Annotated in this window: 35 protein-coding genes and 2 tRNA genes; 18 read left to right on the top strand and 19 right to left on the bottom strand. The window is 62.9% G+C overall.

All coding sequences use genetic code 11. The annotated features are described in order from the left end of the window. The first annotated feature begins 45 nt into the window (after positions 1-45). From MEFOE_RS11940 to MEFOE_RS14715, 3 genes are all read left to right on the top strand, one after another. Positions 46-354, top strand: coding sequence for a nucleotidyltransferase family protein (locus MEFOE_RS11940; RefSeq protein ID WP_067053291.1), 309 nt, complete (start codon positions 46-48; stop codon positions 352-354). Then, positions 344-667: a HepT-like ribonuclease domain-containing protein gene (locus tag MEFOE_RS11945; protein WP_083523464.1), complete on the top strand. Its 324-nt coding sequence runs from the start codon at positions 344-346 to the stop codon at positions 665-667. Before MEFOE_RS11940 ends, MEFOE_RS11945 begins: the two co-directional genes overlap by 11 nt. 269 nt (positions 668-936) lie before the next feature. Continuing rightward, positions 937-1,050: a ribonuclease HepT family protein gene (locus tag MEFOE_RS14715; RefSeq protein ID WP_328585453.1), complete on the top strand. Its 114-nt coding sequence runs from the start codon at positions 937-939 to the stop codon at positions 1,048-1,050. Positions 1,051-1,064: 14 nt separating this feature from the next. On the opposite strand, the gene MEFOE_RS11950 is transcribed toward MEFOE_RS14715, so the two are convergent. The 4 genes from MEFOE_RS11950 to MEFOE_RS11965 all read right to left on the bottom strand — a co-directional run bounded on the left by MEFOE_RS11950 (position 1,065) and on the right by MEFOE_RS11965 (position 3,209). Beyond that, positions 1,065-2,384 (bottom strand): SLATT domain-containing protein, encoded by a 1,320-nt coding sequence (locus MEFOE_RS11950; RefSeq protein WP_067052384.1) that lies wholly within the window; start codon positions 2,382-2,384, stop codon positions 1,065-1,067. Position 2,385: 1 nt separating this feature from the next. Then, positions 2,386-2,946 carry a HEAT repeat domain-containing protein gene (locus MEFOE_RS11955; protein WP_067052386.1) on the bottom strand — a complete coding sequence of 187 codons (561 nt, stop codon included), beginning with the start codon at positions 2,944-2,946 and terminating at the stop codon, positions 2,386-2,388. Between the two features lie 72 nt (positions 2,947-3,018). Next, positions 3,019-3,091: transfer RNA gene (locus MEFOE_RS11960), tRNA-Asp, on the bottom strand. 11 nt (positions 3,092-3,102) lie between these two features. Continuing rightward, a tRNA-Tyr gene (locus MEFOE_RS11965) sits at positions 3,103-3,209 on the bottom strand. Between the two features lie 176 nt (positions 3,210-3,385). Here MEFOE_RS11965 and MEFOE_RS11970 point away from each other — a divergent pair. Continuing rightward, complete coding sequence (locus tag MEFOE_RS11970) at positions 3,386-4,879, top strand: 2-isopropylmalate synthase (RefSeq protein WP_067052388.1); 1,494 nt, start codon at positions 3,386-3,388, stop codon at positions 4,877-4,879. Positions 4,880-5,425: 546 nt separating this feature from the next. Here the strand turns inward: MEFOE_RS11970 and MEFOE_RS11975 are convergent. The 12 genes from MEFOE_RS11975 to MEFOE_RS12025 form a co-directional block, all read right to left on the bottom strand. Further along, positions 5,426-5,788, bottom strand: coding sequence for a prefoldin subunit beta (locus MEFOE_RS11975; RefSeq protein ID WP_067052390.1), 363 nt, complete (start codon positions 5,786-5,788; stop codon positions 5,426-5,428). After that, positions 5,781-6,023, bottom strand: coding sequence for a KEOPS complex subunit Pcc1 (locus MEFOE_RS11980; protein ID WP_067052392.1), 243 nt, complete (start codon positions 6,021-6,023; stop codon positions 5,781-5,783). The genes MEFOE_RS11975 and MEFOE_RS11980 overlap by 8 nt, the downstream gene beginning before the upstream one ends. Beyond that, positions 6,016-6,414, bottom strand: a complete 399-nt coding sequence (locus MEFOE_RS11985; RefSeq protein ID WP_067052395.1) for a Brix domain-containing protein — start codon at positions 6,412-6,414, stop codon at positions 6,016-6,018. Before MEFOE_RS11985 ends, MEFOE_RS11980 begins: the two co-directional genes overlap by 8 nt. Beyond that, positions 6,411-6,545: a DNA-directed RNA polymerase subunit P gene (locus tag MEFOE_RS13530; RefSeq protein ID WP_083523466.1), complete on the bottom strand. Its 135-nt coding sequence runs from the start codon at positions 6,543-6,545 to the stop codon at positions 6,411-6,413. Before MEFOE_RS13530 ends, MEFOE_RS11985 begins: the two co-directional genes overlap by 4 nt. Before the next feature lie 5 nt (positions 6,546-6,550). Continuing rightward, the gene (locus MEFOE_RS11990; protein ID WP_067052396.1) at positions 6,551-6,841 is read right to left on the bottom strand and encodes a 50S ribosomal protein L37ae; all 291 of its coding nucleotides are present in this window, start codon (positions 6,839-6,841) and stop codon (positions 6,551-6,553) included. A 43-nt stretch (positions 6,842-6,884) separates the two neighbouring features. Next, a complete protein-coding gene (locus tag MEFOE_RS11995; protein WP_067052398.1) occupies positions 6,885-7,589 on the bottom strand; it encodes a ribosome assembly factor SBDS in 705 nt (234 codons plus the stop codon). Between the two features lie 7 nt (positions 7,590-7,596). After that, positions 7,597-8,346 carry an archaeal proteasome endopeptidase complex subunit alpha gene (psmA, locus tag MEFOE_RS12000; protein WP_067052400.1) on the bottom strand — a complete coding sequence of 250 codons (750 nt, stop codon included), beginning with the start codon at positions 8,344-8,346 and terminating at the stop codon, positions 7,597-7,599. Further along, entirely contained in the window at positions 8,346-8,828 is a 483-nt protein-coding gene (locus MEFOE_RS12005) for an Rpp14/Pop5 family protein (RefSeq protein ID WP_067052402.1), read from the bottom strand. The genes psmA and MEFOE_RS12005 overlap by 1 nt, the downstream gene beginning before the upstream one ends. Beyond that, the gene (locus MEFOE_RS12010) at positions 8,825-9,460 is read right to left on the bottom strand and encodes an RNase P subunit p30 family protein (protein ID WP_067052404.1); all 636 of its coding nucleotides are present in this window, start codon (positions 9,458-9,460) and stop codon (positions 8,825-8,827) included. Before MEFOE_RS12010 ends, MEFOE_RS12005 begins: the two co-directional genes overlap by 4 nt. A 28-nt stretch (positions 9,461-9,488) precedes the next feature. Further along, positions 9,489-10,079, bottom strand: coding sequence for a 50S ribosomal protein L15e (locus MEFOE_RS12015; protein ID WP_067052406.1), 591 nt, complete (start codon positions 10,077-10,079; stop codon positions 9,489-9,491). Between the two features lie 481 nt (positions 10,080-10,560). After that, positions 10,561-11,031: a cyclic pyranopterin monophosphate synthase MoaC gene (gene moaC, locus MEFOE_RS12020; protein ID WP_067052408.1), complete on the bottom strand. Its 471-nt coding sequence runs from the start codon at positions 11,029-11,031 to the stop codon at positions 10,561-10,563. Next, positions 11,024-12,409, bottom strand: a complete 1,386-nt coding sequence (locus tag MEFOE_RS12025; RefSeq protein ID WP_067052411.1) for a bifunctional ADP-dependent NAD(P)H-hydrate dehydratase/NAD(P)H-hydrate epimerase — start codon at positions 12,407-12,409, stop codon at positions 11,024-11,026. Before MEFOE_RS12025 ends, moaC begins: the two co-directional genes overlap by 8 nt. Before the next feature lie 214 nt (positions 12,410-12,623). On the opposite strand from MEFOE_RS12025, the gene MEFOE_RS14085 reads away from it, so the two are divergent. The 14 genes from MEFOE_RS14085 (at position 12,624) to MEFOE_RS14580 (ending at position 22,735) form a co-directional block, all read left to right on the top strand. Then, positions 12,624-12,776, top strand: coding sequence for a hypothetical protein (locus MEFOE_RS14085; RefSeq protein WP_160329547.1), 153 nt, complete (start codon positions 12,624-12,626; stop codon positions 12,774-12,776). 117 nt (positions 12,777-12,893) lie between these two features. Further along, positions 12,894-13,559, top strand: coding sequence for a TasA family protein (locus MEFOE_RS12030; RefSeq protein ID WP_083523467.1), 666 nt, complete (start codon positions 12,894-12,896; stop codon positions 13,557-13,559). 35 nt (positions 13,560-13,594) lie between these two features. Beyond that, the gene (locus MEFOE_RS12035) at positions 13,595-14,077 is read left to right on the top strand and encodes a signal peptidase I (RefSeq protein ID WP_067052415.1); all 483 of its coding nucleotides are present in this window, start codon (positions 13,595-13,597) and stop codon (positions 14,075-14,077) included. 3 nt (positions 14,078-14,080) lie between these two features. Then, positions 14,081-15,559: a hypothetical protein gene (locus MEFOE_RS12040; RefSeq protein ID WP_153015970.1), complete on the top strand. Its 1,479-nt coding sequence runs from the start codon at positions 14,081-14,083 to the stop codon at positions 15,557-15,559. Positions 15,560-15,569: 10 nt separating this feature from the next. Beyond that, positions 15,570-16,640: a hypothetical protein gene (locus tag MEFOE_RS12045; protein ID WP_067052419.1), complete on the top strand. Its 1,071-nt coding sequence runs from the start codon at positions 15,570-15,572 to the stop codon at positions 16,638-16,640. A 92-nt stretch (positions 16,641-16,732) separates the two neighbouring features. Next, positions 16,733-18,127 carry a single-stranded-DNA-specific exonuclease RecJ gene (locus MEFOE_RS12050; RefSeq protein ID WP_067052421.1) on the top strand — a complete coding sequence of 465 codons (1,395 nt, stop codon included), beginning with the start codon at positions 16,733-16,735 and terminating at the stop codon, positions 18,125-18,127. Beyond that, on the top strand, positions 18,072-18,548 hold the full coding sequence (locus tag MEFOE_RS12055) for a PUA domain-containing protein (protein ID WP_067052423.1): 477 nt from the start codon (positions 18,072-18,074) through the stop codon (positions 18,546-18,548). The genes MEFOE_RS12050 and MEFOE_RS12055 overlap by 56 nt, the downstream gene beginning before the upstream one ends. 2 nt (positions 18,549-18,550) lie before the next feature. Then, a complete protein-coding gene (locus tag MEFOE_RS12060; RefSeq protein WP_067052424.1) occupies positions 18,551-18,895 on the top strand; it encodes a nascent polypeptide-associated complex protein in 345 nt (114 codons plus the stop codon). After that, complete coding sequence (locus MEFOE_RS12065) at positions 18,892-19,617, top strand: tRNA (adenine-N1)-methyltransferase (RefSeq protein WP_067052425.1); 726 nt, start codon at positions 18,892-18,894, stop codon at positions 19,615-19,617. The genes MEFOE_RS12060 and MEFOE_RS12065 overlap by 4 nt, the downstream gene beginning before the upstream one ends. A 3-nt stretch (positions 19,618-19,620) precedes the next feature. Beyond that, positions 19,621-20,517 carry an aspartate carbamoyltransferase gene (gene pyrB / locus MEFOE_RS12070; RefSeq protein WP_067052426.1) on the top strand — a complete coding sequence of 299 codons (897 nt, stop codon included), beginning with the start codon at positions 19,621-19,623 and terminating at the stop codon, positions 20,515-20,517. Further along, positions 20,514-20,975: an aspartate carbamoyltransferase regulatory subunit gene (pyrI, locus tag MEFOE_RS12075; protein WP_067052427.1), complete on the top strand. Its 462-nt coding sequence runs from the start codon at positions 20,514-20,516 to the stop codon at positions 20,973-20,975. The genes pyrB and pyrI overlap by 4 nt, the downstream gene beginning before the upstream one ends. A gap of 465 nt (positions 20,976-21,440) precedes the next feature. Further along, positions 21,441-21,938, top strand: coding sequence for a hypothetical protein (locus MEFOE_RS12080; RefSeq protein WP_067052428.1), 498 nt, complete (start codon positions 21,441-21,443; stop codon positions 21,936-21,938). Positions 21,939-22,054: 116 nt separating this feature from the next. Further along, complete coding sequence (locus tag MEFOE_RS12085; protein ID WP_235809634.1) at positions 22,055-22,504, top strand: hypothetical protein; 450 nt, start codon at positions 22,055-22,057, stop codon at positions 22,502-22,504. 24 nt (positions 22,505-22,528) lie between these two features. Beyond that, on the top strand, positions 22,529-22,735 hold the full coding sequence (locus tag MEFOE_RS14580; RefSeq protein WP_235809635.1) for a hypothetical protein: 207 nt from the start codon (positions 22,529-22,531) through the stop codon (positions 22,733-22,735). A gap of 47 nt (positions 22,736-22,782) precedes the next feature. Here the strand turns inward: MEFOE_RS14580 and MEFOE_RS12090 are convergent, their stop codons facing one another. The 3 genes from MEFOE_RS12090 to MEFOE_RS12100 all read right to left on the bottom strand — a co-directional run bounded on the left by MEFOE_RS12090 (position 22,783) and on the right by MEFOE_RS12100 (position 24,446). Continuing rightward, complete coding sequence (locus tag MEFOE_RS12090) at positions 22,783-23,277, bottom strand: HEPN domain-containing protein (RefSeq protein WP_067052429.1); 495 nt, start codon at positions 23,275-23,277, stop codon at positions 22,783-22,785. Further along, a complete protein-coding gene (locus tag MEFOE_RS12095) occupies positions 23,274-23,699 on the bottom strand; it encodes a nucleotidyltransferase domain-containing protein (protein WP_160329548.1) in 426 nt (141 codons plus the stop codon). Before MEFOE_RS12095 ends, MEFOE_RS12090 begins: the two co-directional genes overlap by 4 nt. Positions 23,700-23,987: 288 nt before the next feature. Continuing rightward, positions 23,988-24,446 carry a phosphopantetheine adenylyltransferase gene (locus MEFOE_RS12100; protein WP_067052432.1) on the bottom strand — a complete coding sequence of 153 codons (459 nt, stop codon included), beginning with the start codon at positions 24,444-24,446 and terminating at the stop codon, positions 23,988-23,990. Positions 24,447-24,456 lie beyond the last annotated feature (10 nt).

Consider the following 24,456-nt stretch of genomic DNA (forward strand, 5'->3'; position numbering starts at 1 on the left):
CGGGCACCCAGATATACCGCAATCCCCGGGATCCTCTCGATAGGCGTGACCGCTCACCTCCAGACCAACGAACTCAGGCAACTGCAGGAGCGATCGGCCTGGATCCGGGGGCGTTTCGGAGTCGTACGGATCGGCATCTTCGGGTCCGTCGCGAGGGGAGACGAGACCCCGACGAGCGACATCGATATCCTCGTCGAATTCGCACCTGGACAGGCCACATTCCAGAACTTCATGGCCCTCATCGCATACCTCGAAGACCTCTTCGGCAGGCGGGTGGACCTGGTCACCACCGGCGGGATCGACCCCTATCTCCGTCCGTACATCGAAGACGAGGTGGTCTGGTGTGAAGCGTGAAGGAGTCTTCCTCCACCATATCATGGATGAGATGACCTTCCTGGAGGAGCAGTGCGGCGCCATCACCTATGACGACCTCGTGAAGGACGAAGTGCTGAAACGATCTGTCCTCCGGAGCATCGAGGCGATCGGTGAGGCGGCGAAGAACCTCCCGCCCTCCTTCAGGGAGGCCCATCCCGAGGTCCCCTGGAGAGCGATGGCAGGCATGCGGGACAGGCTTATCCATGAGCATATCCCAAAACTCTCGTTCATTTCCCGATCTCTGCATGCAGGGACCGGGAGAAATTACAGGATCGGGTCGATATCTCCCTGAATTCCCTGAAGAATCGTGCGAAACCACCGCCTTCCCTTCGCTCTCCACCGGGGGACTGACGCCCCCGGACCCCCGAAAATAGGATAGGACGGGGGAAGAATAACCCCTGCATATCGAAGAAGATTGCCCTCCACCCCCTATCGCAATGATGGGGGGACCGGGGGGTGAAACCCCCCGGACAGGACACCAGAACAGGATTTTTCAGAACCACATACCGATCATTCCATCGACAGGACAGAGGGTATGATTAGTTTTGGGATGACCTCCATGTGTACTTCAGTGTGGACTGGGAGATCGTCTGGGATGTCCTGACCCATGAGATACCGGCACAGAAACCTCTCATCCGTGCGTTGCTCGACCAGGCAGAGGGGAAGAGCGGCTGAAAACATCTCTCTTCTTATACCCCTTCGAGTTCCCTGAACCGGAAGGAGACCCGCCACTCCTGCTGCTCCCGCAGCATCATCTCGTTCGCCTCGGCAAGGAGGTCACAGAGGGTCGGCATGTCCTCGGCCCGCCTGATCCGCAGGGAGAGTGCCGAGAGGTGGCGGAGCATGCGGGACGCCCTCTCGGCCGTCGGGCGGTACTCCTGCTGGGTCCGGATCGCGGCGAGGCCGGCCGCAACAGCGGGGAGGACGATGGTCAGGGTGGTGGTGTAGGGGTGGCCGACGCCCGAGGCATGGGCCGCGGCCGCGATCAGGGTGGCGATGAAGAAGATCTCCCCGGCATAGAGGAGGTCCTCGTGCCGCCGCCGGTTTTTCTGCGCCTTCTCCGCGTACCAGTCGATCTGCCGGGCGAGCCAGGCCTCCAGGAGGAAGGTCTTCAGGGGCTCGAAGGGCATCGCAAGGGAGCAGTATTCCTGCGGCCTCGACTCGACCAGACTCTCAAAGGCCAGAGAGAGCCAGTCGTCGGCATGGGGAGAGAGGGTGAGGGGCGGGCGGTCGGGGAGCTCGCAGGTGATGCAGACAAAACAGAGGAAGATCGCCGATCTGATCCTCTCTGCAAGGAAGCGGTAGTCGAGCCACCTGCGGTGCCAGTCCAGGGTCCGGCCAGCAATGAGGAGGAGGAGGACGCAGGCGATCGCCGCCACCTCCAGCCAGACCAGGGCAGGCCAGACAGGGAGGAGGAGGGCCTGGACTGCGGCGATGGCGATCGCGGCGGAGGAGAGGGCGTACACCGCACTGCCGGCCAGCCGGTGGCGGCGGCCATAGCGGTCGGCGAGGATGCGGGTGCGGGCATAGTACGGGAGGAGGGACCCTGCCACCTCGTCAAGGAGGGCCGGGTCCAGGCCCGCACCGAGCAGGGCCGCCCTGTAAGCACTCTCCCGGCCGGCCACCTTTACCCTGACCCGCGCCGTGTCCACACTCTCGCCATTATAGGCGTCGAAGAAGCGGAGGGTCTCGAGGATGCGGTCGGCATGGTGCTCCGCGGTGACCGCACCCTCCGGGGTAACGAAAAAGAATGTCCTGCCCGCGGCGCGGGCCGCGGCGGCGGCGTCTTCGGTGAAAGCAACGAGGATGTCGCAGGCCTCGGCCACCTTCGCGGCCGAGCCGACGGTCTGGAGGTCGGCGATGCCGGGAACAGTTGCGCTGGTGGTCACGGCCAGATAGGTGTGAGGTGTGCTGGCAAGGATGCGGTCCAGGTACACGAGCACAGGCGCGGGGTCGCCCTCTCCTACCACCCCGACACGGACCACCAGGGGGAGGGGAGGGGTCTCCATATCACGGCCGACCGAGGGCATCCCTGATCGCCCGGCGCACCGCACCCGAGGGTTCGGCGACGAGGGCCGCCTCCAGGGCAGATTCCGCGCCCCCCACACGCCCCAGGGCAAAGGCCGCCGCCTTCCTGGCCGGCGGGTTTGTATCGGAGAGGAGGGGGAGGAGGGCCTCCCGCGCCGCCGGGTCTGCGATCTGGCCGAGGGCCTTCGCCGCCATGTAACGCACATGGTCCTTTTCATCTGCGAGGGCCCGCACGAGGGGCCCGACGGCCCGGCGGTCGCCGATGCGGCCGAGCCCCTCCGCAGCGCGGTACCGGGGCCGCCACGCAGGGTCCTGGAGGGCGCGGACAAGGGGGAGGACGGCATCCTGTGCCACCAGACCCTCCATCGCCCGCGCCCGCACCCCTTTGTCGGCATCGCCGAGGGCCAGGACGAGCGCGGTCGGGTCCTCCCCATCCTTCCCGAGGAAGATCGCGGCCATACTCCTGATGCGGGCCTCTTCGGCTCCGGAAAGGGCAAGGCAGAGTCCTTCCCGCGCACGGTCTGCCGTGTACTCATGCTCCATGGAGAGACACTTCACCTCCGGAAGTAAAAAATACACCCCGGAGTCGGGGAGTGACGATGCAAAAAGGGAAAACGCCCAGGACGGAATTCGAATCCGTGTCGATGCCGTGACAGGGCATCATGATAGGCCTCTACACTACCTGGGCACATTGCGATATCCCGCCTCCCGGAGTCGAACCGGGGACATCGCGGTAGCCGCGCGGTTACCGAGCGTCGGTAAACCAAACTACAGCCGCGCACTCTACCAGTCTGAGTTAAGGCGGGTATTGCGTTATATAGGTGGGCCTAGCCGGTTATTAAAGATATCGGTGTCCCCTGACGCCCCGGGAGACATCTATATATATCCCGGTGTCCTTTTCTGTGTATGTCTCGCATCAACGCAGACACACAGATGACAAGGGGGTATCGTTTTCTTTACCCCTGGGAATGCACGTAAGACCATCACTCTTTTCGACACCACGCTGAGGGACGGCGAACAAACGCCGGGCGTGTCCTTTACCGTTGACCAGAAGGTCGAGATTGCACGCCAGCTCGCCGCAACAGGCATCGGCACCATCGAGGCCGGGTTCCCTGCATCCTCCGCGGAGGAGAGGGAGGCCGTGCAGGCGGTCGCCAGGGCCGTCGACTCTGCCCGGATCTGCGGCCTCGCCCGGATGCGCAGGGACGACGTGGATGCCTGCACCGCGTGCGGCGTCGGCATGATCCATGTCTTCGTCCCGACCTCTGACATCCAGCGGGAGTACACGATCAAAAAGAGCAGGCAGGAGGTGCTCGACGCCACCGCGGAGGTCGTCGCCTATGCCAGGGAGCAGGTGCCGCACGTCCTCTTCTCCGCAATGGACGCCACCAGGACTGACAGGGACTACCTGGCCGAAGTCTGCCGGGCGGCCGTGGACGCGGGGGCGACGACCGTGAACATCCCCGACACCGTCGGCGTGATGACGCCGACCGCGATGAAGGAGTTGATCGCCTGGGCCGTGAAGGAGGTGAAGGCGCCGATCGACGTCCACTGCCACAACGACTTCGGCCTCGCGGTCGCAAACACCCTGGCCGCGGTCGAGGCCGGGGCCGCGCAGGTCCAGGTCACCGTCAACGGCATGGGCGAGCGGGCCGGCAACGCCGACCTCGCCCAGACCGCGATGGCCCTGGAGGCGATCTACGGCATCGAGACAGGCGTCGTCTCCAACCGCCTCCTGGAGACCTCGCGCCTGGTCTCCCGGTACGCCGGGATCAGCATCCCGCCGGGACAGCCCGTCGTCGGCGAGAACGCCTTCTCCCATGAGAGCGGCATCCATGCCCACGGCATCATCGAGCACCCGGACACCTTCGAGCCGGGCATCATGACCCCGGAAATGGTCGGTCATCGACGGCGCCTGAAGCTCGGCAAGCATGCGGGCAGGCACGCCGTCCGCCAGATGCTCGCCGACGTCCACATGCAGCCTGACGACGCCGCACTCGACCAGATCCTGGCGAAGATGAAGGCGATCGCCAGCCGCGGCCGCCGGATCACCGACGCCGACCTGTATGCGATCGCCGAGGAAGTGATGGGCATGGCAGGCGTCACCCCCGCAGTCGGGCTGCGGGACATCGCCGTCTTCACCGGCACCCACTCGATGCCGACCGCCTCGGTCAGCCTCATCGTCGACGGGGCCGAGAAGGTCGGGTGCAGCACAGGCAACGGCCCGGTGGACGCCGCCATGAAGGCGATCCTCCGCTGCCTGGACGAGCCCGTCCACCTGAAGGAGTTCGCGGTCGAGTCGATCAGCGGCGGCACAGACGCCATCGGCCATGTCACGATCACCGTCGAGGACCGGGCAGGCCACATCTTCGACGCCTCTGCCTCATCAGACGACATCGTCATCGCCTCCGTCGACGCCATGATCAACGCGATCAACCTCCTGCAGAGGGTGCAGGGCGCGAAGACCGGGGAGTGACCTCCCCGGAACGACACTTTTTTTCGGGTTCTTGAACTCTCTGACGCTCGTTTCCCCCGGCACAGAATAGTAGGAGTACGGCAATCATCCCCTTCAGGATCCATGCTCTGTCTTCCCCGGCCCTATCCTGAGATCGGGGGTCCGGGGGCAACGAGAAAGCCGCCAGGCTTTCGAGTAGTCCCCCGGCTCGTATCTAGGGGAAGGCGGGCGATTGGCACTTTCCACCGGGGGACTACGCCCCCGAACCCCCGCTCAGGATAGGCAGGGATAGGGCAATCTCCCCTTCAGGATCCTCTGTTCGCTCTTCCCGGGATCAGTTCTGAGGGAGAAAAAAGGAGGTTGAGAAAACCGTAGGTCTTCGAGGGCCGAACGCAATGAGGTCAAGAAACTGAAGGTTTCGCTGTGCGAACGAAGTGAGCATGAGAAAACCGCAGGTTTTCGAGGCAGTCCCCCGGCGAACACTATGGGGAAGGCGGTGGACCTGTGCATCCCATCGGGTAGTCACCACAGCGATCGACCCGGACAAAGAGAAACCAGAAAAAAAGATTACGAGGCCGGGGAAGAGCCGCCGCCGAGGGCCTGCTTCACCTGGGACTGGAGCTGCTCGAACTTCGTCTGCATCACTTTTTCCTGTTTTTCAAGGGACGCAATCCGCAGCCCGAGGGTCTCGGCCTTCTCCTGCAATTCGGCGAGCACCTTCTCCTTCCCCTTCTGCATCATCACGGTGCCGACATTCACGTACACCGGCGCATCGTCGGCGACCTCCTTCAACTCCTCCGCCGCGCGGTTTGTCTCCTTCACCGCCATCTCGTACTGGGCCTTCTGCCCGACGATCGTCTGGAGCTGCTGCTGGATCTGCTGCAGCATCGCAAGCTGCTGCTGAACCCTGGGTGAAATAGTACTACTCATGCCTGATCATCTCCTGGATTTCGTCAGCCACATTGACCAGCCGAAGCCACATGTTCAGCGCCGCCCGCAGGGCGTGCACGTCCGCCGCCCACACCGTGAGGACAAGGCTGTCGGGGCCGGCGAGGGCGACCCCCTCGTGGGAACGGGAACCGGCCACCTCCCCGGCCTCCGGGGCGAGGGCGCGGTACAGCAGGGGCGCAGCCGGCGAGTGGAACGTAAAGACCGCCTCATGCATCGGGTGCCACCTCAAGGACGATCCTCTTCTTCTGCTGGCCGTCAAAGATGACTGACGGCACGTCGGCCTCGATCTGTTCAGTTACACAGTATCTTTTCAGGACATCATAAACCGATGGGTCCGCGATCCTGACCGTGTGACTGATCGGTTCGCTCCGCTCAGAGATCGTGACCTTCCTGAGAGCAAACTCATGGGCGACAACCCCTTCCTCCACCACCTGGAGCCTGAGGGCGCCGCGTTCCCGGAGAAAGAGTATGACCGACTCGTCGGAAAGGGCCGCAAGGCCGGTCTTCCCGCGGGCCAGGTATCGGGCGCCCGTCGCAAAGGCGAGGTGCCGTGCGAGCGCCCGCAGGTCGTTTGCCGCTTTTCTGGAGGTCGTGACGACAGTCATCGAGCCTTCAGGTCTTTGGTCGCGGCGCCTCTCTCCTTGAACAGGATACGGTGTCCGCAGTAGGGGCACCTGACATTCTGGTCGATCTCGACCTTCTGCTTACACCGCGCACACTTGTACGAGCTGGCCACGGAGCTTACTCCTGGGTCTCGATTGCACGCTCGATCGTCCGCAGGGCCACGCGGAGGGACGGCGTCTGCGGAGCGTACGCACCGCCTGCAAACTTAAACCCGCACTTGCGGCATTCCCAGATCCCGGTGCCGACACGGTGGACAGACTCGTGGTCACAGCGGGGGCAGGTGTGGGCGGCCTTCTCGACCCTCTCGACCTCGACCACACGCTTGCGGATGAACCTGCCGTACCTGCATCCGAACCGCCCGGAACTCCCGGTGACTTTGCCTTTTGCTTTCTGGTTACGCCTCGCCATTCTGGATTACCCCTAATATGCTTATTTAGGTTAGATGTTTTGGTTAATATAGTTGTTCAAGCACCTTGACCTGCCCGTCTCCCTTGGAGAGACGGTTGACCAGAGAGTAGAATTCACTCTGTGTGCCGGCAGGGATCCTGCATACGCAGACCCATGACCCGTCGTTCTGCCACTCCTCTCTCTCGACCGTCGTCGCCGTCTGCATCTCGCCATAGGCGCGGGGCGCGTGGTCGGCCGGGATCCGCACCGCGACGCGGAGTTCCTCGAAACGGATGGGGATGAGAGGGCGGAGGGCCTTCATCGTCTCCTTCACCAGTTCGTCCAGGTGCTTGAAGGGGTCGATGCTCACCCTCGCCTCCTCCATCGCCATCTCGATCCTCTGGGGCGGGTGCGGGAGTTTGGTCTGCGGGTTGACAGCGTTGCGTGCGATGTACGTGATGACCTGCCGGCGCTTATCCTCGATCAGCTGCCGGCGCTGCTCTGAGGTGAGATGGATCTCGCCCTTGGTAAGGATCTTTCGTGCGATCGGCTCGAAGTCCGTCGTCCCGAAGGCCTTCACCAGGGACTCGTCAGAGGCACGTTCCCCATGCGCGAAGTTCTCAAAGACGAAATCGGCAGCGACAAGGTCCTCGATCGGGACGTCCTCGCCCTTTTTGACCTTCATCGCAAGGTCGGGGTCGACCCCGATCTCGAACCGCTCGCCGTGACTCTCAAGCCGTGCCACAATCGCCCGGTCCAGGGGGATCATACCTTACTCACTCCCCTGAAGGTTCCGCGACACTCTCGAAGTCCATCTGGTCGACAAAGGACTTCACTTCCGCGGCTTCCATCTTGCGGAAGAACGGGTTTGCGACTTCGATGACACCGATCTCGACGGTCTGGACATCGAACTTCCCTTCGGTCGCCGCATGGAGGGCCTTGAGACCGAGACGGATCGCGTCGGGGATCGTCATCTCGGGGTTGTACTCCTCCTCGAAGATCTTCATGGCCGCAGGCCGGCCGATGCCGATGCCTGTCGCCTTGTACTCGAGGAGCGTGCCCGACGGGTCGGTCTCGAAGAGGCGGACCTCGCCCTCGAAGATACCCGCGATCAGCAGGGCCGTGCCATACGGGCGGGCGCCGCCGAACTGGGTGTACACCTGCATGTGATCGCAGATCTTCTTTGCCAGGGTCTCGACATCGATCGACTCGTCGTAGGTCACCCTGTTGATCTGTGCCTCGACCCGCGCCCTTTCCACAAGGAGGCGGGCGTCGCCGACAAGGCCCGAGGACGCGACACCGATGTGATCGTCGATCAGGTAGATCTTCTCGATCGACGAGGATTCAAGGAGGCGGGACGAGACCCTCTTGTCGACAAGAAGGATCACACCTTCCCTGCACTTGATCCCGACTGCAGTGGTCCCCCGCTTCACTGCCTCGCGTGCGTACTCTACCTGGTAGAGACGGCCGTCCGGGCTGAAGACCGTGATCGCCCGGTCATATCCCATCTGATATTGTGGTTGCATTAGATCTCCTCTCTTTCATGATCTGTCAAAAAGACTCTGCTCTGCTTTTTAATACCCTCTTGTAGTACATCAACCTTGTGCCGTCCGTACCTGAAGGCGGGTGACTCCTTTTCCCCGTAGGCGACCGATTCCGGTCCCTTCCGGGGACCCCCCTCCAGAAGTCGCCTCTTGAGCGCGGCGATCGTCCCGGAAACCGCCACTGTCCTGAGGGCGATTTTCGCGTCCCCGACCGCGGTGACGGTCGAGCACGCGACGGCGAGGTCGCCCTCTGTCCCCCGCTGACAGCGGAGGATGGCGTGCTCCCCCTCGCGGGAGAGGACGGCGGGCTGGACCACGGCGGCACGGACGTCACCGAAGAGCGAGGTCACTGCATCGGCGATAGCCAGGTACAGCGCCTTTTCCCCGGTCTCCTGCCAGGGCGGGAAGACCCGCACGAGCAGGTACCTCCTCTTCGTCCTGAGAGTCGGCGGCCGCACCTTCATTCGACCACCTGCACCGGTTCGGGGCGCTCCATCAGCCTGTCGAGGGAGGAGAGGGCGGAAAGGGTCTCAGCCTCCTCCATCCCGAAGAGTGAGCAGAGGCCGACGACCTCCCGCACCGTCCGCAGGTCGAGGGCAGACCTGGCATTGCTTGCGACGGTGAGGGGAAAGCCGTAGTGGCGCTGGAGGACGAGGACGTCCGCGTAACGCTGGAACACCCTCTGTCTCTCCCGGCCCCGCAGAGATATGACCGGCGCAAGGTCGATCTCGATGGCGACGCCGTTTTCAGCAGCGGTCCGTGCGGCAACGTGGTCGAAAGCGTGTTTTCCGGCATGGCTAAGTCCCTTCAGCACATGGACCCCGCCATGGGAAACGGCCGACCTGTTGAAGCCTTCTTCGCCTGCCTCGACCATCACAAGAGCCCCGGCAGGGGCGCGGCGCACTCCCCGCGTCAGGTCCCTGACATGTGCAGCCGCGATCACGATGCCCGGGATCACCTGCACGCCAAAGAACTCGCCGTTCCCGCTGGTCGAAACGATCCGGTCAAAACCGCAGTCCCGTGCTTCGAGGGCCATGCGAGGAAGGGTCGTGTCGCCGTCAGGATAGGGATGCACGCAGGCATCGGTGTACGCCATTGGTGCACTCCAAAAAATAAGGGGATGGTTACTTTCCTTTGTTCGCGTTGGACCGGATGCTCGGGCGGGTCTTCTCGGTGCCCGTGCCCTTGTGCCTCTGGCCACGGCCCTTCCGTCCGGCCATCGTCTTGCCGCGCTCGGCACGGCCGCGCTGGTTCGCCTGACCGATCCACGCGAGCTGCGGGTCGCTCATCACGGACGGGTGGCTACCGTCGACGAGGATGATCTCGTACCACTTGTTGCGGCCGTCTTCGCCGACCCAGTACGAGTTGAGGACTTCCATGTTCGGATACTTCCGGGAGGCGCGCTCCTCGGCGATCCGCTGGATGCTCTTGCCGGCGGTGATCCGGCGCATGCCCATCCTGGCGGTCCTGCGACCGCGGATGTACCTCGACTTCCTCCTGCCGCCCCTGCGGACGCGTGCCCGCACGACGATGACACCCTGCTTGGCCTTGTAGCCGAGGGAGTGTGCACGGTCGATCCTGGTCGGGCGAGCGAGCCGCACGACTGCACCCTCGCGCCTCCAGGTCTGCATCCGCTCCCAGAGGAGCGCCTTGACCTCGGTGGCGTCGGGGTTTCTCCATGCCTCACGAACGTAGGCATACATTGACTTTGCCATTGCAATTCACCTCAGGTTCAGCGCAAATGTTGCGCCACATTCCTTGATGGGATACCTGTACTGGTGGGTTTCGGAGGATTATTAATATTCGTACGGTGGGGGAGGCCGGCGCCCCTCCGACACGAACCAGGTATACAGCACCTCCTGGTCGGAAGAGGGAGGAGAGAGGACACACTTTCTCTTCAGGATCGCGGCTCGCTCTTCCCTGTGCCTATCCTGAGGGGGGACGACCGGAGGGAGTCGAGAAAATCTCTGATTTTCGAGTTTCTGGGGGTGAAACCCCCAGCCCAGATATGGGGAAGGCGGCGGATCGGCGTCTCGCGCCGGGGGACTACGCCCCCGGCCCCCCGCCATCAGGATAGGACGGGAATGGCAGTCCCGCTCATCAGATCTCTGGCTCGTTCTTCCCCGGTCCAGTCCTGAGGCAGGTCTGGGGGTGAAACCCCCGGTCCTGATTATGGGAAGACAGCGGATCAGTGCCTCACGCCTTCCCTTTCCTCTTCTCGACGACCCAGATCCCCTCGATCCGTGTGACCGGATACTGCCCGTTCTCGTCCTTCTCCGCGGATTTCACCATGTCCCAGACGGTGAGGAGGGCGACAGAGACGCCGGTGAGGGCGTCCATCTCGACGCCGGTCTTGCCGTACGAGCGGACCCTGACCTGTGCGACGATGCAGCCCTCCCCTTCCTCGAAGTCGACCTCCACGCCGCCGAGGGCGAGGGGGTGGCACATCGGAATGATGCGGGAGGTGTCCTTCACCGCCATGGTGGCGGCGACCCGCGCTGTGGCCAGGACATTGCCCTTGATGACGGTGCCGTCGCGGATCGCCGCAAGAGTCTCCTCCCGCAGGTAGATCCGGCCCTCGGCGACTGCCAGCCGCACGACGTCGGGCTTGTCGGAGACGTCGACCATGCGGGCGCGGTCGTCCGCGATATGAGTGAACTCAACCATACAGTACCTCTGGAATGCGGGCGAGCATTTCTGTTGCGGTCATGCCGGCGTCCCGCCCGGCGGCCGCCGTCTCCCCGGCGAGGCCGTTCGCGTATGCCGCGACGCACGCGGCGTCGAAGGCAGAGAGGCGGCAGAAGAGGCCGGCCGCACACCCGGCGAGGACATCGCCTGTGCCGCCGACGGTCATCGCGGGGCAGCCCGTCCTGTTGAAGCGGACCCGCCTGCCGTCCGAGATGATGTCGACGGCCCCTTTCAGGAGGACGGCGGCGCCCCCGGGCACGGCATCGCGCACGGTGCGGGCGCGGTCGCGCAAAGGTGACGGGAGGGGGCGGTCGAAGGCCCTGACAAACTCCGCGGCATGGGGGGTGTAGACCGTTTCCGGGCCCGCGGGAAGGGGGGTGCGGAGGGCGTCGGCGTCGAGGACGAGTCTTTTCGCACAGGGTGCGAGGGCCGCCACCACCTCGTGGCTCTCCGTGCCGAGGCCGTTCCCGCAGAGGACGACGTCGGCCCTCTCCACGAGGGGGACGAGAGCGGCGAGGTGCTCCTCGCCGATCACCCGGCCGGAGAGGGGGACGTGGATGAGGTCGGGGTCAGGGACGTACACGGGCGAGGCGACACGCACGATGTCGGCCCCGGCCCTGAGCGCGGCCATGCCGGCGAGGAAAGGGGCGCCCTGGTACGGCCCGCCGCCGACGACGAGCACCTCGCCGCCGGCCCCCTTGTGGGCGGACGGCCCCTTCGGCCGCAGGCAGAGGAGGTCGCCGGGGCCTGTGCAGATCTCCGCGGCGAGGGGAATGCCGATCTCCGCCACCCGACCGCCCGCCTCCTTCGGACGGTGGAAGGTGACGACGAGATCGGCCCGCGCACCCGGCGTCGGCACGTCGACCGCCACCACGCGGGCAGGGCTCGCGTTCATGAGCCCGACCATCGAGAGCAGGGGCTCCCGCGGCGACCCGACAGCGCCGGTGCCGAGCATGGCGTCGACGACGACGTCGGCCCTCGCGAAGAGGGGGGCCAGGGCCTCGACGTCGGCAGGCACGCGCACCTCGTGGACGGCGGCAGGGCAGGCCCGGAGGGCGGCGAGCTGGGCGAGGAAGTCGGGGGTCGCGGAGCCGTATGCCGGACAGACCACGTCCACCTCAGAGTCCTGGAGGTGGCGGGCGACGACGAGGCCGTCGCCGCCATTGTTCCCCCGCCCGCAGAGGACGAGCACCCGCGACGGCGAGGACTCCCGCACCGCACAAACGACCGCGAGGCCGGCCGCCTCCATCAACTGGAGGCCGGAGACGCCGAGGGCCATGCTGTTCCTGTCCACGGCACGCATCCGCTCGGGCGTGATCACGCCCGTCTCGCAGAACTCCCTGAGATCCTCAAACATCAGATGCCCGGTGGGCGGCGGGAAGATAGAAAGGTTGCGAAGGGGTGCGCGGGCAGAGAGGGATGATCGATATGCGGAAACCTCCGGGGCGGGACATGACCCACAACAGGGAGATGCAGGGAATCCATGCAGGTTCCGCTGGAAAAAAGGAAGAGACAGGGTCGGGAACGGTACAGCAACAATCCAATGAGAGGGGGAGTGCCGGGAGAAGATCATGACAATAGGAGACATTCAGGGACTGCAGGCAATGTGCAGTATCTGTCAGGGAAAAATGACCATTACCACATGCAGGAATGACCAGCAATACAAAAAAACACTCCTGAAGAACTCGATAATGAGACAGATATCTAAAAATAAATACAAATAAAAAAATTAAACTTTTTTAAGAGATACAAATAATAACATATAAATATCATATCACGTTAATAATCGGCCGTCATATAGACTGCACCCGGAATGTGCAGATCAGGAGGATCAAGAATCTATGAAATCAAGAGTATTGTACGGAGTCATGGGCATAGCCCTGGTAGCGCTCTTCATCGGTGGCGGCACCTATGCGTACTTTAGCGACACGGAAACGAGCACAGGGAACACCTTCAGCGCCGGGACGCTGAACCTGAGCGTCGGGAGCGACAGCACCCTGCCGTTCGCCTTCGACAACCTGAAACCAGGGGATACAGGAGTCCTGGCAGACCCCTGGCGGATCAACAACACCGGCACCATCGCCGGGAACCTCACAATCACGTGCGGGGAGATCATCAACAACGAGAACGGGCTGACAGAGCCCGAAGAGAGTGTGGACTTCACTGGCGGCGTGCTTGAAGGCGAGCTCGGCGCAAACCTCACGGTGGCGTTCTGGATCGACAGCAACGCCAACAACACCCTGGATACAGGGGACTATTACCTCCGTGTAGATGGTGACAGGATAGAGTTCAACAACGAGGAAAACGCGCTTCCCGACGATGCCTTCGCACCCCTGAACGAGTACAGCGAAAAGAGCTGGGCCAACCTGGCGACCATCGCCGGAGGGGCGTCGGCAGGCACATTCCATGTGGAGTATGACCTCCCCGGCCCGACGACCGGGAACGACGTCCAGAGCGACACCTGCACCTTCGACCTCATCTTCAAGCTTGAACAGGCACGCACGTAATCCGAACCCCATTTCAGGGCCAGAGGAAGAATAAAATGCACCCCCTTGCCGGAAGGGCCTGCACGGCCCTCCTTGTCGTAGCCGCCCTCGTCGTCGTCGCCGCAGTCCTTGCGGGCTGGCAGGTCGAGGTCGTGCTCTCCGGGAGCATGGAACCGGCAATCCCGGTCGGCGGGGTGGTGGTGACCGCCCCTGTCTCCCCAGAGGATGTGCGGGCAGGCGACATCATCACCTTCAGCTCGGGCGGGCACCATGTCACCCACCGGGTGACCGCGGTGGTGGAGGGGCCGACGGCCGGTTTCATCACCCGCGGCGACGCCAACGAGGACGCAGACCCCGTGCCGGTAGCGGCCGGGGACGTCGTCGGCAGGGCCCTCTTCTCCCTCCCCTTCCTTGGTTACCTTGCCGTCTTCGTCAGGACGCCGGCCGGGTTCTTCCTCACTCTCCTCGTCCCCGGCCTCGTCCTTGTCGCCCTGGAGGTGCAGACCCTCAGGGGAAAACACAGCGAGAGGGAGGGATAAGTCATGGGAGAGTGGCGGGGGGTGCTGACGGCCACGGTCCTTCTCCTCCTCCTTGCCGGGGGGTGCTGGACAGTTGAAGGACTCTTCTTCGACCAGGAGGACACAGGAACGTCCACCTTCGCCGCGTACGTGCCCGGACTCTGGGAGCAGACCGCCAGGGCAGACTTCGAGGACGGCACCGCCGACGGGGTTGCGGTCTCGCCCACCGGCGACGTCGCCCTTGCCGCCGGCGGCGGGAGTTTCATGCTCTTCTGGGAGGACGAGACGGTCCCGGAGAACTGGACCTCTGTCTCCAACGAAGGAGGGGAGTACTACCACCGCTTCCCCCGCGGTGCGGCAGAATATGGCGGTGAGGGAGGTACGGAGAACCACACCCACACCGGAGATGCGGCATGCTCCGGGCCGTCAGAAACAATGATCCGATGGTGGTGGTTCCTTGCCTGGTCCATAATATCCTGTGCCTCCCCTGACCACGAACACACTGTCACCGCGACCGTCGCCAATGCCTCCCACCTCCCCCCGTATCGCGACTTCAAGATCATCAGGTACGACGGCGGCGCCCCCTGCATCATCCCTGCCGGGGCGATCGGGATCTTCGAGGGCCTGCCGACGAGGGACTGGGGGCAGGCGTACGGGGATGATCGCTACCTCAGGGGCGGGGCCGTGACGGGTACGGGGGGATCGCAGGACCACACCCACGAGGTCACAGTCACGGCCGGGGGGTTTTCGGAGTGGGTCGAGGCCCGTGTCCAGTTGTTGCTCGGCGGAAAGGATATCAAGATCACAGGGCCGGACCACATCCACAATGTCACGGCAACGATGACTGCGGCAGAAAACAAACCTCCCTTCATCACGGTGCGGTTGGGGCGGGCAGAAAATGACACCCCGGTCCCTGCCGGCCTCATTGCCATGCATGACAGTGATCCGGGGGAAGGGTGGAGCGTCGTCTCCGACTTCGAAGAGCGACTTCTCAGGGATACCGGGGAGTTCGGGGAGACAGGTGGGGACGAAACCCACACCCATACCGATATGACAGTCAGAACCGGTGGCCCGGCCCCGATTGGCGTCGAAGAGATCGCTGCAGAATGGGATGAAAGGACAGAGGTCGCGGACACAACTCACACCCACACTCTCGACCTCTCCTTCGACAATGCGACCTCCCTCCCCCCGTACAGAGACACCATCTTTGCACGGGCAGAATATGTCTCATCGGGCACCCTCGAAAGCCCGGTCTTCGATACCGGGATCGCAGGCGCCACCTGGAACGCCTTTTTCTGGGACGAGACGACAGAGGACGGAGTGACAGGGATCGAGATGGCGGTCAGGGCGTCCGACGCCCCCTTCGAAGAGAGCGACGCCGGTTGGACTGACCCGACCGACGGCCTCCCGAAAGGGCGTTACATGCAGTGGAGGGCAACGCTGACCACGACGGACAGCACACAGACCCCGGTCCTCCACGCGGTGCGGGTGTATTACTACTGAGGGATGAAAGATGGAGACGACTGCAACAGACAGGAACAGACTGGTGATGGTGGCCATGCTCTGCCCCCTCCTCGTCGCCGCGGCCCTGGGAGCGGCCGTCGACCTCACCCTCGACGGCCCCGGGGCGGGGGGCATGGCCTTCCCCGGCCTCAAGCCCGGCGACACCGGCACCACGACCGTACTCCTCCATAATGCCGGTAGCGAAGGCGGCAGCGTCGCCGTCTGGATCTCCGACATCACGGAGACGGACGCGAGGGCTGACGGCGCCAGGCTCGACACCTACCTCCTCTTCTCCCTCTCGAACGAGAGGCTTGCATCCACCCTCGACCTGCCCGCACCCATCACCTCCTTCCCGCAGGGACCGGGCGGCAGTCCCGCCGTCACCGTGACGCATCTGGAGGCCGGCGCGACCACCGCACTCGTCTGGCACTGGGATTTCAGGGAGACCGGGACCCCACAGGACGACGCCCAGGGCGACACACTCGCTTTCACCGTCCACTACACCCTCACCACCCTTCCCCCGGACGACACCGGCGGCGGGGGAGGAGGAGGGGGAGGACACAGGCATGTCCAGGCCTCCTCCGGGAGCCAGAGCGGGCAGCACTCCACACCCACAACCCTCCCGGAGGAGACCCGGACGATACCGACAACAATCACCGGCGAGACGGCACCAGAGGACAGGATCCCCCTGCTCGAAGCCCTCCTCCTCATGCTCCTCATCGGGGGCATGGTCAGGCTGCGGCACGAGCCCTCCAGAGTGCTGAAGGTGGCGGCCGCCGCCGGCATATTCCTCCTCCTCGTTGCCGCGCTCCCCATTGACTACAGGGTTCTCTGCTGCGTGCAGCCGCCCGGCATCCTCCTCGCCGCCGCGGCACCCCTCATCCCGGTCGCCGCCGGCCTGCTCAGTCAGCGGCAGCCGACGACCCGCACCCTCTGGGCAGGGGAGTACACTCTTCTCTTTCTCTCGGTGGCAGCAGGCTTCGGCCTCCTCACCCTCGGCGCCGGCCCCCTGGGAAGTCTCCTTGGCCTGGCCGCCGTCTACCTCGTCACCCTCGGTGTCGTCCTCATCATGGAGAGGTAAGGCAGGAATAATCCGTACAATCAACCAGAGAGGGCGGCAAATTCGCCCGACCAATGGGTTATATCAGAGGGACATGATAGTATAGTAGTTGGATGAGTCTTGAGAGGGATGTATCAGCGGCCGCCGGGCGGATCCGCGAGGCCGACCGGGTGACGGTCATCTCGCACATCGACGCCGACGGGATCACCAGCCTCTCGATCCTGATGCAGGCGATCACTCGCGCCGGGATCGAGGCGGTGCCCGTCTTCGTGCGGCAGCTCGAGCCGCTGATGATGCACCACGTCCCGCAGGACGACACACTGAAGGTCTTCTCCGACCTCGGGGCCGGGCAGCAGAACCTCCTGGAGGAGCACGGCCTTGCCGAGGACAGGGTCGTGATCATCGATCACCACGTCTCGCAGGACGTGAAGACGCCCTACATGCAGGTGAATGCCCTGCCGTACGGCCACACGAAGTTCTCAGCCGCGGGGGCGGCGTACCTCGTCGCCCGGGCCATCGACGACGACACCCACGACCTCGCAAAGCTTGCCGTGATCGGGAATGTCGGCGACATGATGGCCAGGGAAGACTGCGGGCTCATCGGGCCGGCACGGGCGATCGCCGACGACGGAATCGAGTACGGGAATGTCGAGGCGCAGCGCGACCTCAACTGCTACGGCATCTCCACCCGCCCCCTGAACCTCTGCCTCGCCTACACCGACGACCCCTTCATCGAGGGGATCACCAACAACCCGGCAGGGGCGAGAAGGCTCCTTGCGTCCCTCGGCATACCGGAGAGGACGCGGGAAGGGCGGTGGCGGGTCTGGGAGGACCTGGACGCCGCCGAAAAGCAGGCGGTCTGCTCGGCCCTTGCAGAACAGATCGTCGCCCACGGCGGCGACGCCGGGAGACTCTGCGCCGAGGTCTACCTCTTCCCCGACGAGGCCGGGGGGACGGCCCTGCACAATGCCTCCGAGTTCTCGACCCTCCTCAATGCCTGCGGCAGGTGGGCCCGCCCTGCGGTCGGGAGCGCGATCTGCGCCGGCGACCGGGCCGAAGCCCTCAGGGAGGCCGGGCAGATGCTCACCCAGCATCGGGCGACGATCCGGGAGATCCTCACCTACATCCTCACCACCGGCGTCCGGGAACTCGACGCCATCCAGTACCTCCATGTCGGGGACAGGTTCCCCGACACCATCGTCGGGATCGGCGCGGGTATGGCCCTCTCGAAACTCGGCCGTGAGAAACCGATCCTCATCATGTGCACTCTCCCCGACGATCCCGCCCTCACCAAGGTCTCCATGCGGGCCGACGACAGGATGGTCGGCGCCGGCATCGACCTTCAGGCGGCCCTCATCGAGGCCGCCGGGCCCTTCGGCGGGGCGGCAGGGGGGCACGCCATCGCCGCGGGGGCATATATCCCGAAAACAGCAGAACAGGAGTTTGTACACCGTGTCAACCAGTGCATCAAGAGACAGCGCGGAGCGGCAGGTCAGGGCGATTGCTGACTTCCAGTTCGGGAAAGGAGCAGGAGAAGCACTCTTCCCGTCAGGCTGCCGCATCGTCAGGTCGAAAACGCGGCGCGTCAGACAGGTGATGCTCGGCGACGAGCGTATCGTCACCGTCCGCGCCCAGGACGGGCGGTTCACCCTCGGCATCATGGGCGCTCGCCTGCTTGCGCAGGCGCTTGCGGCGCCCGCGTACCGCGTCGTGATCGCAGACGAAGTCGCCGATTTCGTCGCCGACGGGAAGAACGCCTTTGCCAAACACATCGTCACAGCGGATACCGGCATCAGGGCCGGCGACGAGGTGATCGTCGTGTCCGGAGAGGACAAGGTGATCGCCACCGGCCAGGCACTCCTCTCGGGCAGAGAAATGGTGGCATTTGATTATGGAGTAGCGGTAAAAGTTAGGAAAGGAGGAAAGTAAGCGTGTTTCCAGGCGGTAAGATCAATCCGAAAAAGATGAAGCAGATGATGAAGCAGCTCGGCATGGAGATCGAGCAGCTTGAAGACGTGAAGAGAGTCGTCATCGAGACCGGCAAGGGGAACTATGTCTTCGACGAGGCCGAAGTCGTCGCCACGATCATGCAGGGTGCCACCACCTACCAGATCAATGGCGAGGCGAGGTTCGAGCCCGCCGCCCTTGATATTCCGGAAGACGACGTGAAACTGGTGATGGAGCAGACCGGCACCACGGCCGCCGCCGCCCGGGAGGCGCTCGCCGCCACCGACGGAGACATCGCCGGGGCGATCCTGCGTCTGACAGGCGCATGATCCAGGAAGGGGAGCGTCTCATCCTCGTCTCCGCGACGAGGGAATACTATGTCTCTGCAGGGGAGGGCACCCTCTCCACAGACCTCGGCATCCTGAAGCTCGACACTCTCGTCGGGGCGGCGTACGGCGACGTCGTCGCCACCCATCTCGGCACCGAGTTCGTGATCAGGCGGCCGCGGGCGACCGACTTCTTCACCCACGCCGCGAGGACAGGCGCCCCGATGCTCCCGAAGGACATCGGTATGGTCATCGCCTACACGGGCATGAACAGCAGGGACACCGTCCTCGACGCCGGCACAGGGAGCGGCATCGCCGCGATCTATTTCGGCGGCGTCGCGGGGCATGTCGTCAGCTGCGAGGTGCGGCCCGAGTTCGCAAAGAAGGCCGAGAAAAATATCAGGGACGCGGGCCTCGACAATGTCGAAGTGCGGGCCTGCGACGTCCTTTCTGTGGAGGGGGAGTTCGACGTCGTCCACCTTGACCTCGGGATCACGCCCGAGCATATCGCCCATGCGCGGACCCTGCTGCGGTCGGGCGGCTACCTGGCCTGCTACACCCCCTTCATCGAGCAGATGATGCAGGCCTACGACGAGGCATCGCGCCTTTTTTCCGAGGTGCATACCTATGAGTGCATGGAAAGGGAGATGACGCGGAGCGCCCGCGGCACCCGGCCGTCGACGCGGGTCGGGCACTCCGGGTACATCACCATTGCACGGGGGTAAATCATGCGGCATATCATCTCGATCAAGGAGTTTGAAAAGGGGGAGATCGACGCCCTTCTCGATCGAGCCCGGGCGATCGATGCCGGGGACTATGACCGGCACGCCCTGGAGGACAAAATCCTCGGGGTGCTCTTCTTCGAGCCGTCGACGCGGACCAGGATGTCTTTCGAGGCGGCGATGGCCCGCCTCGGCGGGAGTTCCATCGACATGGGAGGCGTGGAGGTGAGTTCTGTCGTCAAGGGCGAGACCCTGGCAGACACGGTGCGGGTGGTGAGCGGGTACGCGGACGCGATCGTGCTCCGCCACCCGAAGGAGGGGGCGGCCAGGCTCGCCACCGAGTTCTCGTCGGTCCCGGTGATCAATGCCGGGGACGGCGCGGGCCAGCACCCCTCCCAGACCCTCATCGACCTGTACACGATCAGGCAGGCGATGCCCCTGGACGGGATCGATGTCGGCCTCCTCGGCGACCTGCGGTACGGGCGGACGGCCCACTCTCTCGCGTACGCCCTGACGAACTACGACGTCACCATCCACACCCTCGCCCCCGAGGGGCTGGAGATGCCGCCGAATGTGATCGGGAACCTCCGCGACCGTGGGGTCGAGGTGGTGGAGCACACCGACATCGCGGAGTTCGCCCGCGGCCTGGACGTGATGTACGTGACCAGGATCCAGCGCGAGCGCTTCCCTGACACGGCCTCGTACTACGCGGTGGCGTCGAGTTACCGGGTGACCCCCGACCTCCTGGCAGGTGCCCGGACCCGGATGATCATCCTCCACCCCCTGCCGCGGGTGGACGAGATCGACCCCCGGGTGGACGCCCTGCCCCATGCCCGCTACTTCCAGCAGGCGAGGAACGGCATCCCGATCAGGATGGCCCTCCTCCTGGAGGTGATGGGATGAACGAAACCCCGAAGAGCCTCCAGATCAGCCCGATCAGGAACGGCACGGTGATCGACCACATCCCGGCGGGCGAGGCCTTCAACGTGCTGCGCATCCTCGGGATCACGAGGGCGACGACAGACACCCTCTCCATCGCCACGAATGTGGCGAGCGGCAAGGCCGGCCGGAAGGACATCGTCAAGATCGAGAACCGCGAGCTCAAAAAGGAGGAGGTGGACAGGATCGCCCTCATCGCCCCGCAGGCGACGATCAATATCATCAGGAACTACCTGGTCTTCGACAAGAAGGGCGTCCAGATCCCGAAACTCCTCCACGGTGTCGTCAGGTGCCCGAACCCTGGCTGCATCTCGAACACGAACGAACCTATCCAGAGCAGGTTCGAGGTGACGGAGAAGGGTCTCCACTGCCTGTACTGCGACTGGTACCTCACCGAGGACATCGCCGGGCATATTATCTGAATTTTTTTTCTTTTTTTGAAGTCTGTCCTTCTTCTGGAGCGACGGCGGACTCTGCCTCTCCGAAATTTGATTTTTCCTCGCAACTCTTCCACAGAGACACGGATGTGCCGTCCGGCGAACTCTCCCCAGAACAGGTGGCCGGCCACGCAGTCGAGCGCGGGGCGTACAGGAGAGTGCTATCACGCCGACAGGCGGATGCGACACTCAGAAACAGGACGTGCACATTTTTCAGGCCAGGTGCGTCTTTCAGGGTGAGAGAGATCAGCCCGATAGTTGAACGGTTGTATCACAAACAACATATACAGCAGGGAGGATATTCAGAGATGTGGAGATCAGTTTGATTCTCCGGCGGGGTTCTTTGCAATTGTCCCCGTGCTTGACAGGACCCACCACTATCCAGAGGCGAAAGGATAATACGCGTCCGTGTGTTTCACATGCCTCCGGAGAGAACGGGAGGCAAAACACATGAAAAGAAGAACCGGCATCCGGGCATTTTTCGTCTTCCTGGCAATACTGCTGATATGCGTCGCAATGTTGCCGGCGATGAGCGCAGGCGACGAAGAATGTGCAGGCACAAACGTCGTCGGCATCGATGTGCCTGCACCGGAGCCAACGGTTGTGCCATCAGATGAAAAATTACCGTCTCTCGGGGAGAAAGACGAGGGAGCGATCATCGACAATACGACAACGTACCTCACCTACTGGAATGAAAAGATGAAATGGGAGTTATCTGAGGAGGAGATAGAGAAAGATTCCCGGATCCTTGAAGAAAAAGTATTGGTCAGGCATTATGACGCGGACGATGATTACTATCATATAAAAGATCTCAATACATTTGGCGAAGAAATGGGCCCTGTTCTGGGTCTTACCCCGGATCAAATTATGGATTTTGTCCAGGCCCATAGAGAACAACTTGTGATAGATCGTCAGAATTATGAAAGTCCGGCAAGATGGCGAGATTGAGGCCGGATCTGCCAAAAGACATTCCCAGAGCAGGATATCTGGATACACACTCCCACACATATCCATGAGTCCTGTCGAGGACGCACCACATTCTCGAAACCACCTCTGGTGACACTATGGACGAAAAATATCGAAAAACCGGAAAAACCATAGTGCTTGCATTGATCGCCATCTGCATCGTCATCGCGGCGGCCTTCCTGATTCTCCTGGCACCTGCCTTCGTCGAGACCACGATGCCGGTCGACTCCTACGTGATCGAGATCGACGGCCCCGGCAGTCTTGCCGTGAACGGCACCGCCACGCTCATGGTCCCGATCCCCGCGAACGCGGACGGCGAACCGGTGATGCCAGAGGAGGCGTTCACCGCCGGGGACCAGGCCTTCGGGTGGCAGACCTCGGTTCAGGAGACGCCCTACGGGAAGATGCTGGCGTTCACGACGATGGAGAGTTACGCATTGGACATCTTCAGGCCCACAGGAGAGATGGAAAAGAAAGAAGAGCCGCGACTGCTGGCACCCGTGCTCGCGACGCCCGGCAACGCGAGCGTCGCCGAGTTCTGCCAATAGTCCGGCGGCACCTACACCACCGTCGTGTTCATCGACGGCTTCGTCCCTGTGTCGGAAGACGTCACCCCGATCTCGTTCACCCTCGAGTATAAGGGCGGCGCGGGCATGAAGCACCTGGTGACCGAGGACACCTGGACGACGACCGTCCATGCGACGGTCGCAGGAAACGCGTCAGGGTTTGTCCAGGTACCTGCAGAATACCAGGTCATCGCCGGGGGCGTCAAACTCTGAGGGGGGGGCGTCTCCCGGCTGCAGACGGTCTTTCGGTACGAGACCTCTCACCGGCAGTGCCCGCTCTCCTCGATCAAGACGGCGAACAATTTTCGCAGTGCCTGCACATCTTTCTCTTTCAAACCATCCACGATCCCCCTGCACTTCACGAGAAAACGGGGGACCTGTCGTGCAAGCGTACCGACATAGGCCTCTGAAACGTCGCTGGCGATATAATATTGCGTTTCCACGCGTGCCTGCCGCGCCTTCTCCAGCATCTCGCACTCGTCGGGCGTGAAGAAATCCCTGAGGAGGTGCTGCATAAGCGCAATCGTGCAGGTATGGTTCTCGGACTTGATCCCGATCTTCGTGAGCACGGCATACAGAGAGAAATAGAGAGAATAATACCCGGTCGAGATCTTCCAGTCATTCGAAGCCACAGAATGCATGGCGTCCATGGCATCCTCCGCTTTTTTCAGGTATGCACCTGCAAGGGTGTCATTTGGTTCGACAGGCATGATGCCGTTTTTTATCCCGGCGCACCAGGCGAGTCTGTCTTTCATGCCACCACCTCTCGGACAAAAGAGTCTGTGTTTTTCCAGACGATATGATTCTTTCTCACCTCGAGGACAAGAGGATCTGACAGATATTTCGGGCCGAACGCGGTATCCGGGTACGATTTGATAGTGACCTCGACACCGTACATCTCCCCGATTTTTGCGACTTCCCTCTCATCATATCGTCCTGCAACGAAGATATCGAGGTCTGAGGTTTCTGTCTCCGTACCTTTCGCGTAACTCCCGAAGAGAAGAGTGGTACCTTGCGTACAGGAGGAGACCCTGTCCAGTACTTCCGAGATATAGGGGTTTTCTTCCATGAACCGGATCTTCTTGTAAATCTCGGCGAGAATAAAATATTGGATGGAAATTTCGCTGGGTTTTATCCGGAAGAGCCGGATTTTCCCGCGTTGTGATGATGCAAGCACGCGTTTATCTTCAAGACGCACGAGGACCGTCTGCGCCGTCCCGGGACTGATCGGGAGATAGGTGCAGACCTCCCTGATGTAATACTCACGGTCGTATCCATGGGAAAACAGGGCGAGTATCATGAGGTCGGTCTCGGTGATGTCTAATTTTTTAGACATATGTCTATTTTTTTATCAATATCATATATAAAGATGGGGTCGGAGCATCCTATCATGCAGGAGCGGGGAGTCGGCGACTCCCTCTGCATTGACCCCCACGAACCAGAAGAGATCAGAGAGACCCCCCCCTCACCGCATCAGGTGCCCGGCCTCGTCGATCTCGCCCCTGATGATCCGCGTCGAGGAGATCCAGCGGTTGTCCTCCGCGAGCACGCAGGCGATCTGGTGGATCTCGACCATCCTCTTCCCCTTCGCCCGGCGGAGCTTGTTGATCTCCAGGGCCACCGGCAGCGTCTCCTCGGAGACCACCAGGATATCGAAGTCGGCGTCCAGGGCAGAGCCGTACCGATCGTTCAGCTCCTCGACCTCCCACCGGGTCGTTGTCCCCAGGCTCCGCACGTACTTCTCCAGCGCCGCCCTCCTCTCCTCGTACGACAGCACGGGGTGGGTCTTCCTCCCCGCGAAGGTAGGGGAGGAGAGACCAATGATCACGGTCCCGTCCGGGCCTGCAAGTTCAAAAGAGCGCGATATCAGTTTCTTGTGTCCCGCGTGCAGGGGGGAGAAGGTGCCCCCGACCATAATCTTCATTGATAGTAAT

Source organism: Methanofollis ethanolicus, from assembly GCF_001571385.1.
In the GTDB taxonomy this organism is placed as follows: domain Archaea; phylum Halobacteriota; class Methanomicrobia; order Methanomicrobiales; family Methanofollaceae; genus Methanofollis; species Methanofollis ethanolicus.

Bases quoted from the DNA above. Each gene is read 5' to 3' on its own strand.
- MEFOE_RS11950 (WP_067052384.1), bottom strand. From the start codon at position 2,384: ATGGAGACCCCTCCCCTCCCCCTGGTGGTCCGTGTCGGGGTGGTAGGA.
- MEFOE_RS11955 (WP_067052386.1), bottom strand. From the start codon at position 2,946: ATGGAGCATGAGTACACGGCAGACCGTGCGCGGGAAGGACTCTGCCTT.
- MEFOE_RS11975 (WP_067052390.1), bottom strand. From the start codon at position 5,788: ATGAGTAGTACTATTTCACCCAGGGTTCAGCAGCAGCTTGCGATGCTG.
- MEFOE_RS11980 (WP_067052392.1), bottom strand. From the start codon at position 6,023: ATGCATGAGGCGGTCTTTACGTTCCACTCGCCGGCTGCGCCCCTGCTG.
- MEFOE_RS11985 (WP_067052395.1), bottom strand. From the start codon at position 6,414: ATGACTGTCGTCACGACCTCCAGAAAAGCGGCAAACGACCTGCGGGCG.
- MEFOE_RS11990 (WP_067052396.1), bottom strand. From the start codon at position 6,841: ATGGCGAGGCGTAACCAGAAAGCAAAAGGCAAAGTCACCGGGAGTTCC.
- MEFOE_RS11995 (WP_067052398.1), bottom strand. From the start codon at position 7,589: ATGATCCCCCTGGACCGGGCGATTGTGGCACGGCTTGAGAGTCACGGC.
- psmA (WP_067052400.1), bottom strand. From the start codon at position 8,346: ATGCAACCACAATATCAGATGGGATATGACCGGGCGATCACGGTCTTC.
- MEFOE_RS12005 (WP_067052402.1), bottom strand. From the start codon at position 8,828: ATGAAGGTGCGGCCGCCGACTCTCAGGACGAAGAGGAGGTACCTGCTC.
- MEFOE_RS12010 (WP_067052404.1), bottom strand. From the start codon at position 9,460: ATGGCGTACACCGATGCCTGCGTGCATCCCTATCCTGACGGCGACACG.
- MEFOE_RS12015 (WP_067052406.1), bottom strand. From the start codon at position 10,079: ATGGCAAAGTCAATGTATGCCTACGTTCGTGAGGCATGGAGAAACCCC.
- moaC (WP_067052408.1), bottom strand. From the start codon at position 11,031: ATGGTTGAGTTCACTCATATCGCGGACGACCGCGCCCGCATGGTCGAC.
- MEFOE_RS12025 (WP_067052411.1), bottom strand. From the start codon at position 12,409: ATGTTTGAGGATCTCAGGGAGTTCTGCGAGACGGGCGTGATCACGCCC.
- MEFOE_RS14085 (WP_160329547.1), top strand. From the start codon at position 12,624: ATGACAATAGGAGACATTCAGGGACTGCAGGCAATGTGCAGTATCTGT.
- MEFOE_RS12030 (WP_083523467.1), top strand. From the start codon at position 12,894: ATGAAATCAAGAGTATTGTACGGAGTCATGGGCATAGCCCTGGTAGCG.
- MEFOE_RS12035 (WP_067052415.1), top strand. From the start codon at position 13,595: ATGCACCCCCTTGCCGGAAGGGCCTGCACGGCCCTCCTTGTCGTAGCC.
- MEFOE_RS12040 (WP_153015970.1), top strand. From the start codon at position 14,081: ATGGGAGAGTGGCGGGGGGTGCTGACGGCCACGGTCCTTCTCCTCCTC.
- MEFOE_RS12045 (WP_067052419.1), top strand. From the start codon at position 15,570: ATGGAGACGACTGCAACAGACAGGAACAGACTGGTGATGGTGGCCATG.
- MEFOE_RS12050 (WP_067052421.1), top strand. From the start codon at position 16,733: ATGAGTCTTGAGAGGGATGTATCAGCGGCCGCCGGGCGGATCCGCGAG.
- MEFOE_RS12065 (WP_067052425.1), top strand. From the start codon at position 18,892: ATGATCCAGGAAGGGGAGCGTCTCATCCTCGTCTCCGCGACGAGGGAA.
- pyrB (WP_067052426.1), top strand. From the start codon at position 19,621: ATGCGGCATATCATCTCGATCAAGGAGTTTGAAAAGGGGGAGATCGAC.
- pyrI (WP_067052427.1), top strand. From the start codon at position 20,514: ATGAACGAAACCCCGAAGAGCCTCCAGATCAGCCCGATCAGGAACGGC.
- MEFOE_RS12080 (WP_067052428.1), top strand. From the start codon at position 21,441: ATGAAAAGAAGAACCGGCATCCGGGCATTTTTCGTCTTCCTGGCAATA.
- MEFOE_RS12085 (WP_235809634.1), top strand. From the start codon at position 22,055: ATGGACGAAAAATATCGAAAAACCGGAAAAACCATAGTGCTTGCATTG.
- MEFOE_RS12090 (WP_067052429.1), bottom strand. From the start codon at position 23,277: ATGAAAGACAGACTCGCCTGGTGCGCCGGGATAAAAAACGGCATCATG.
- MEFOE_RS12100 (WP_067052432.1), bottom strand. From the start codon at position 24,446: ATGAAGATTATGGTCGGGGGCACCTTCTCCCCCCTGCACGCGGGACAC.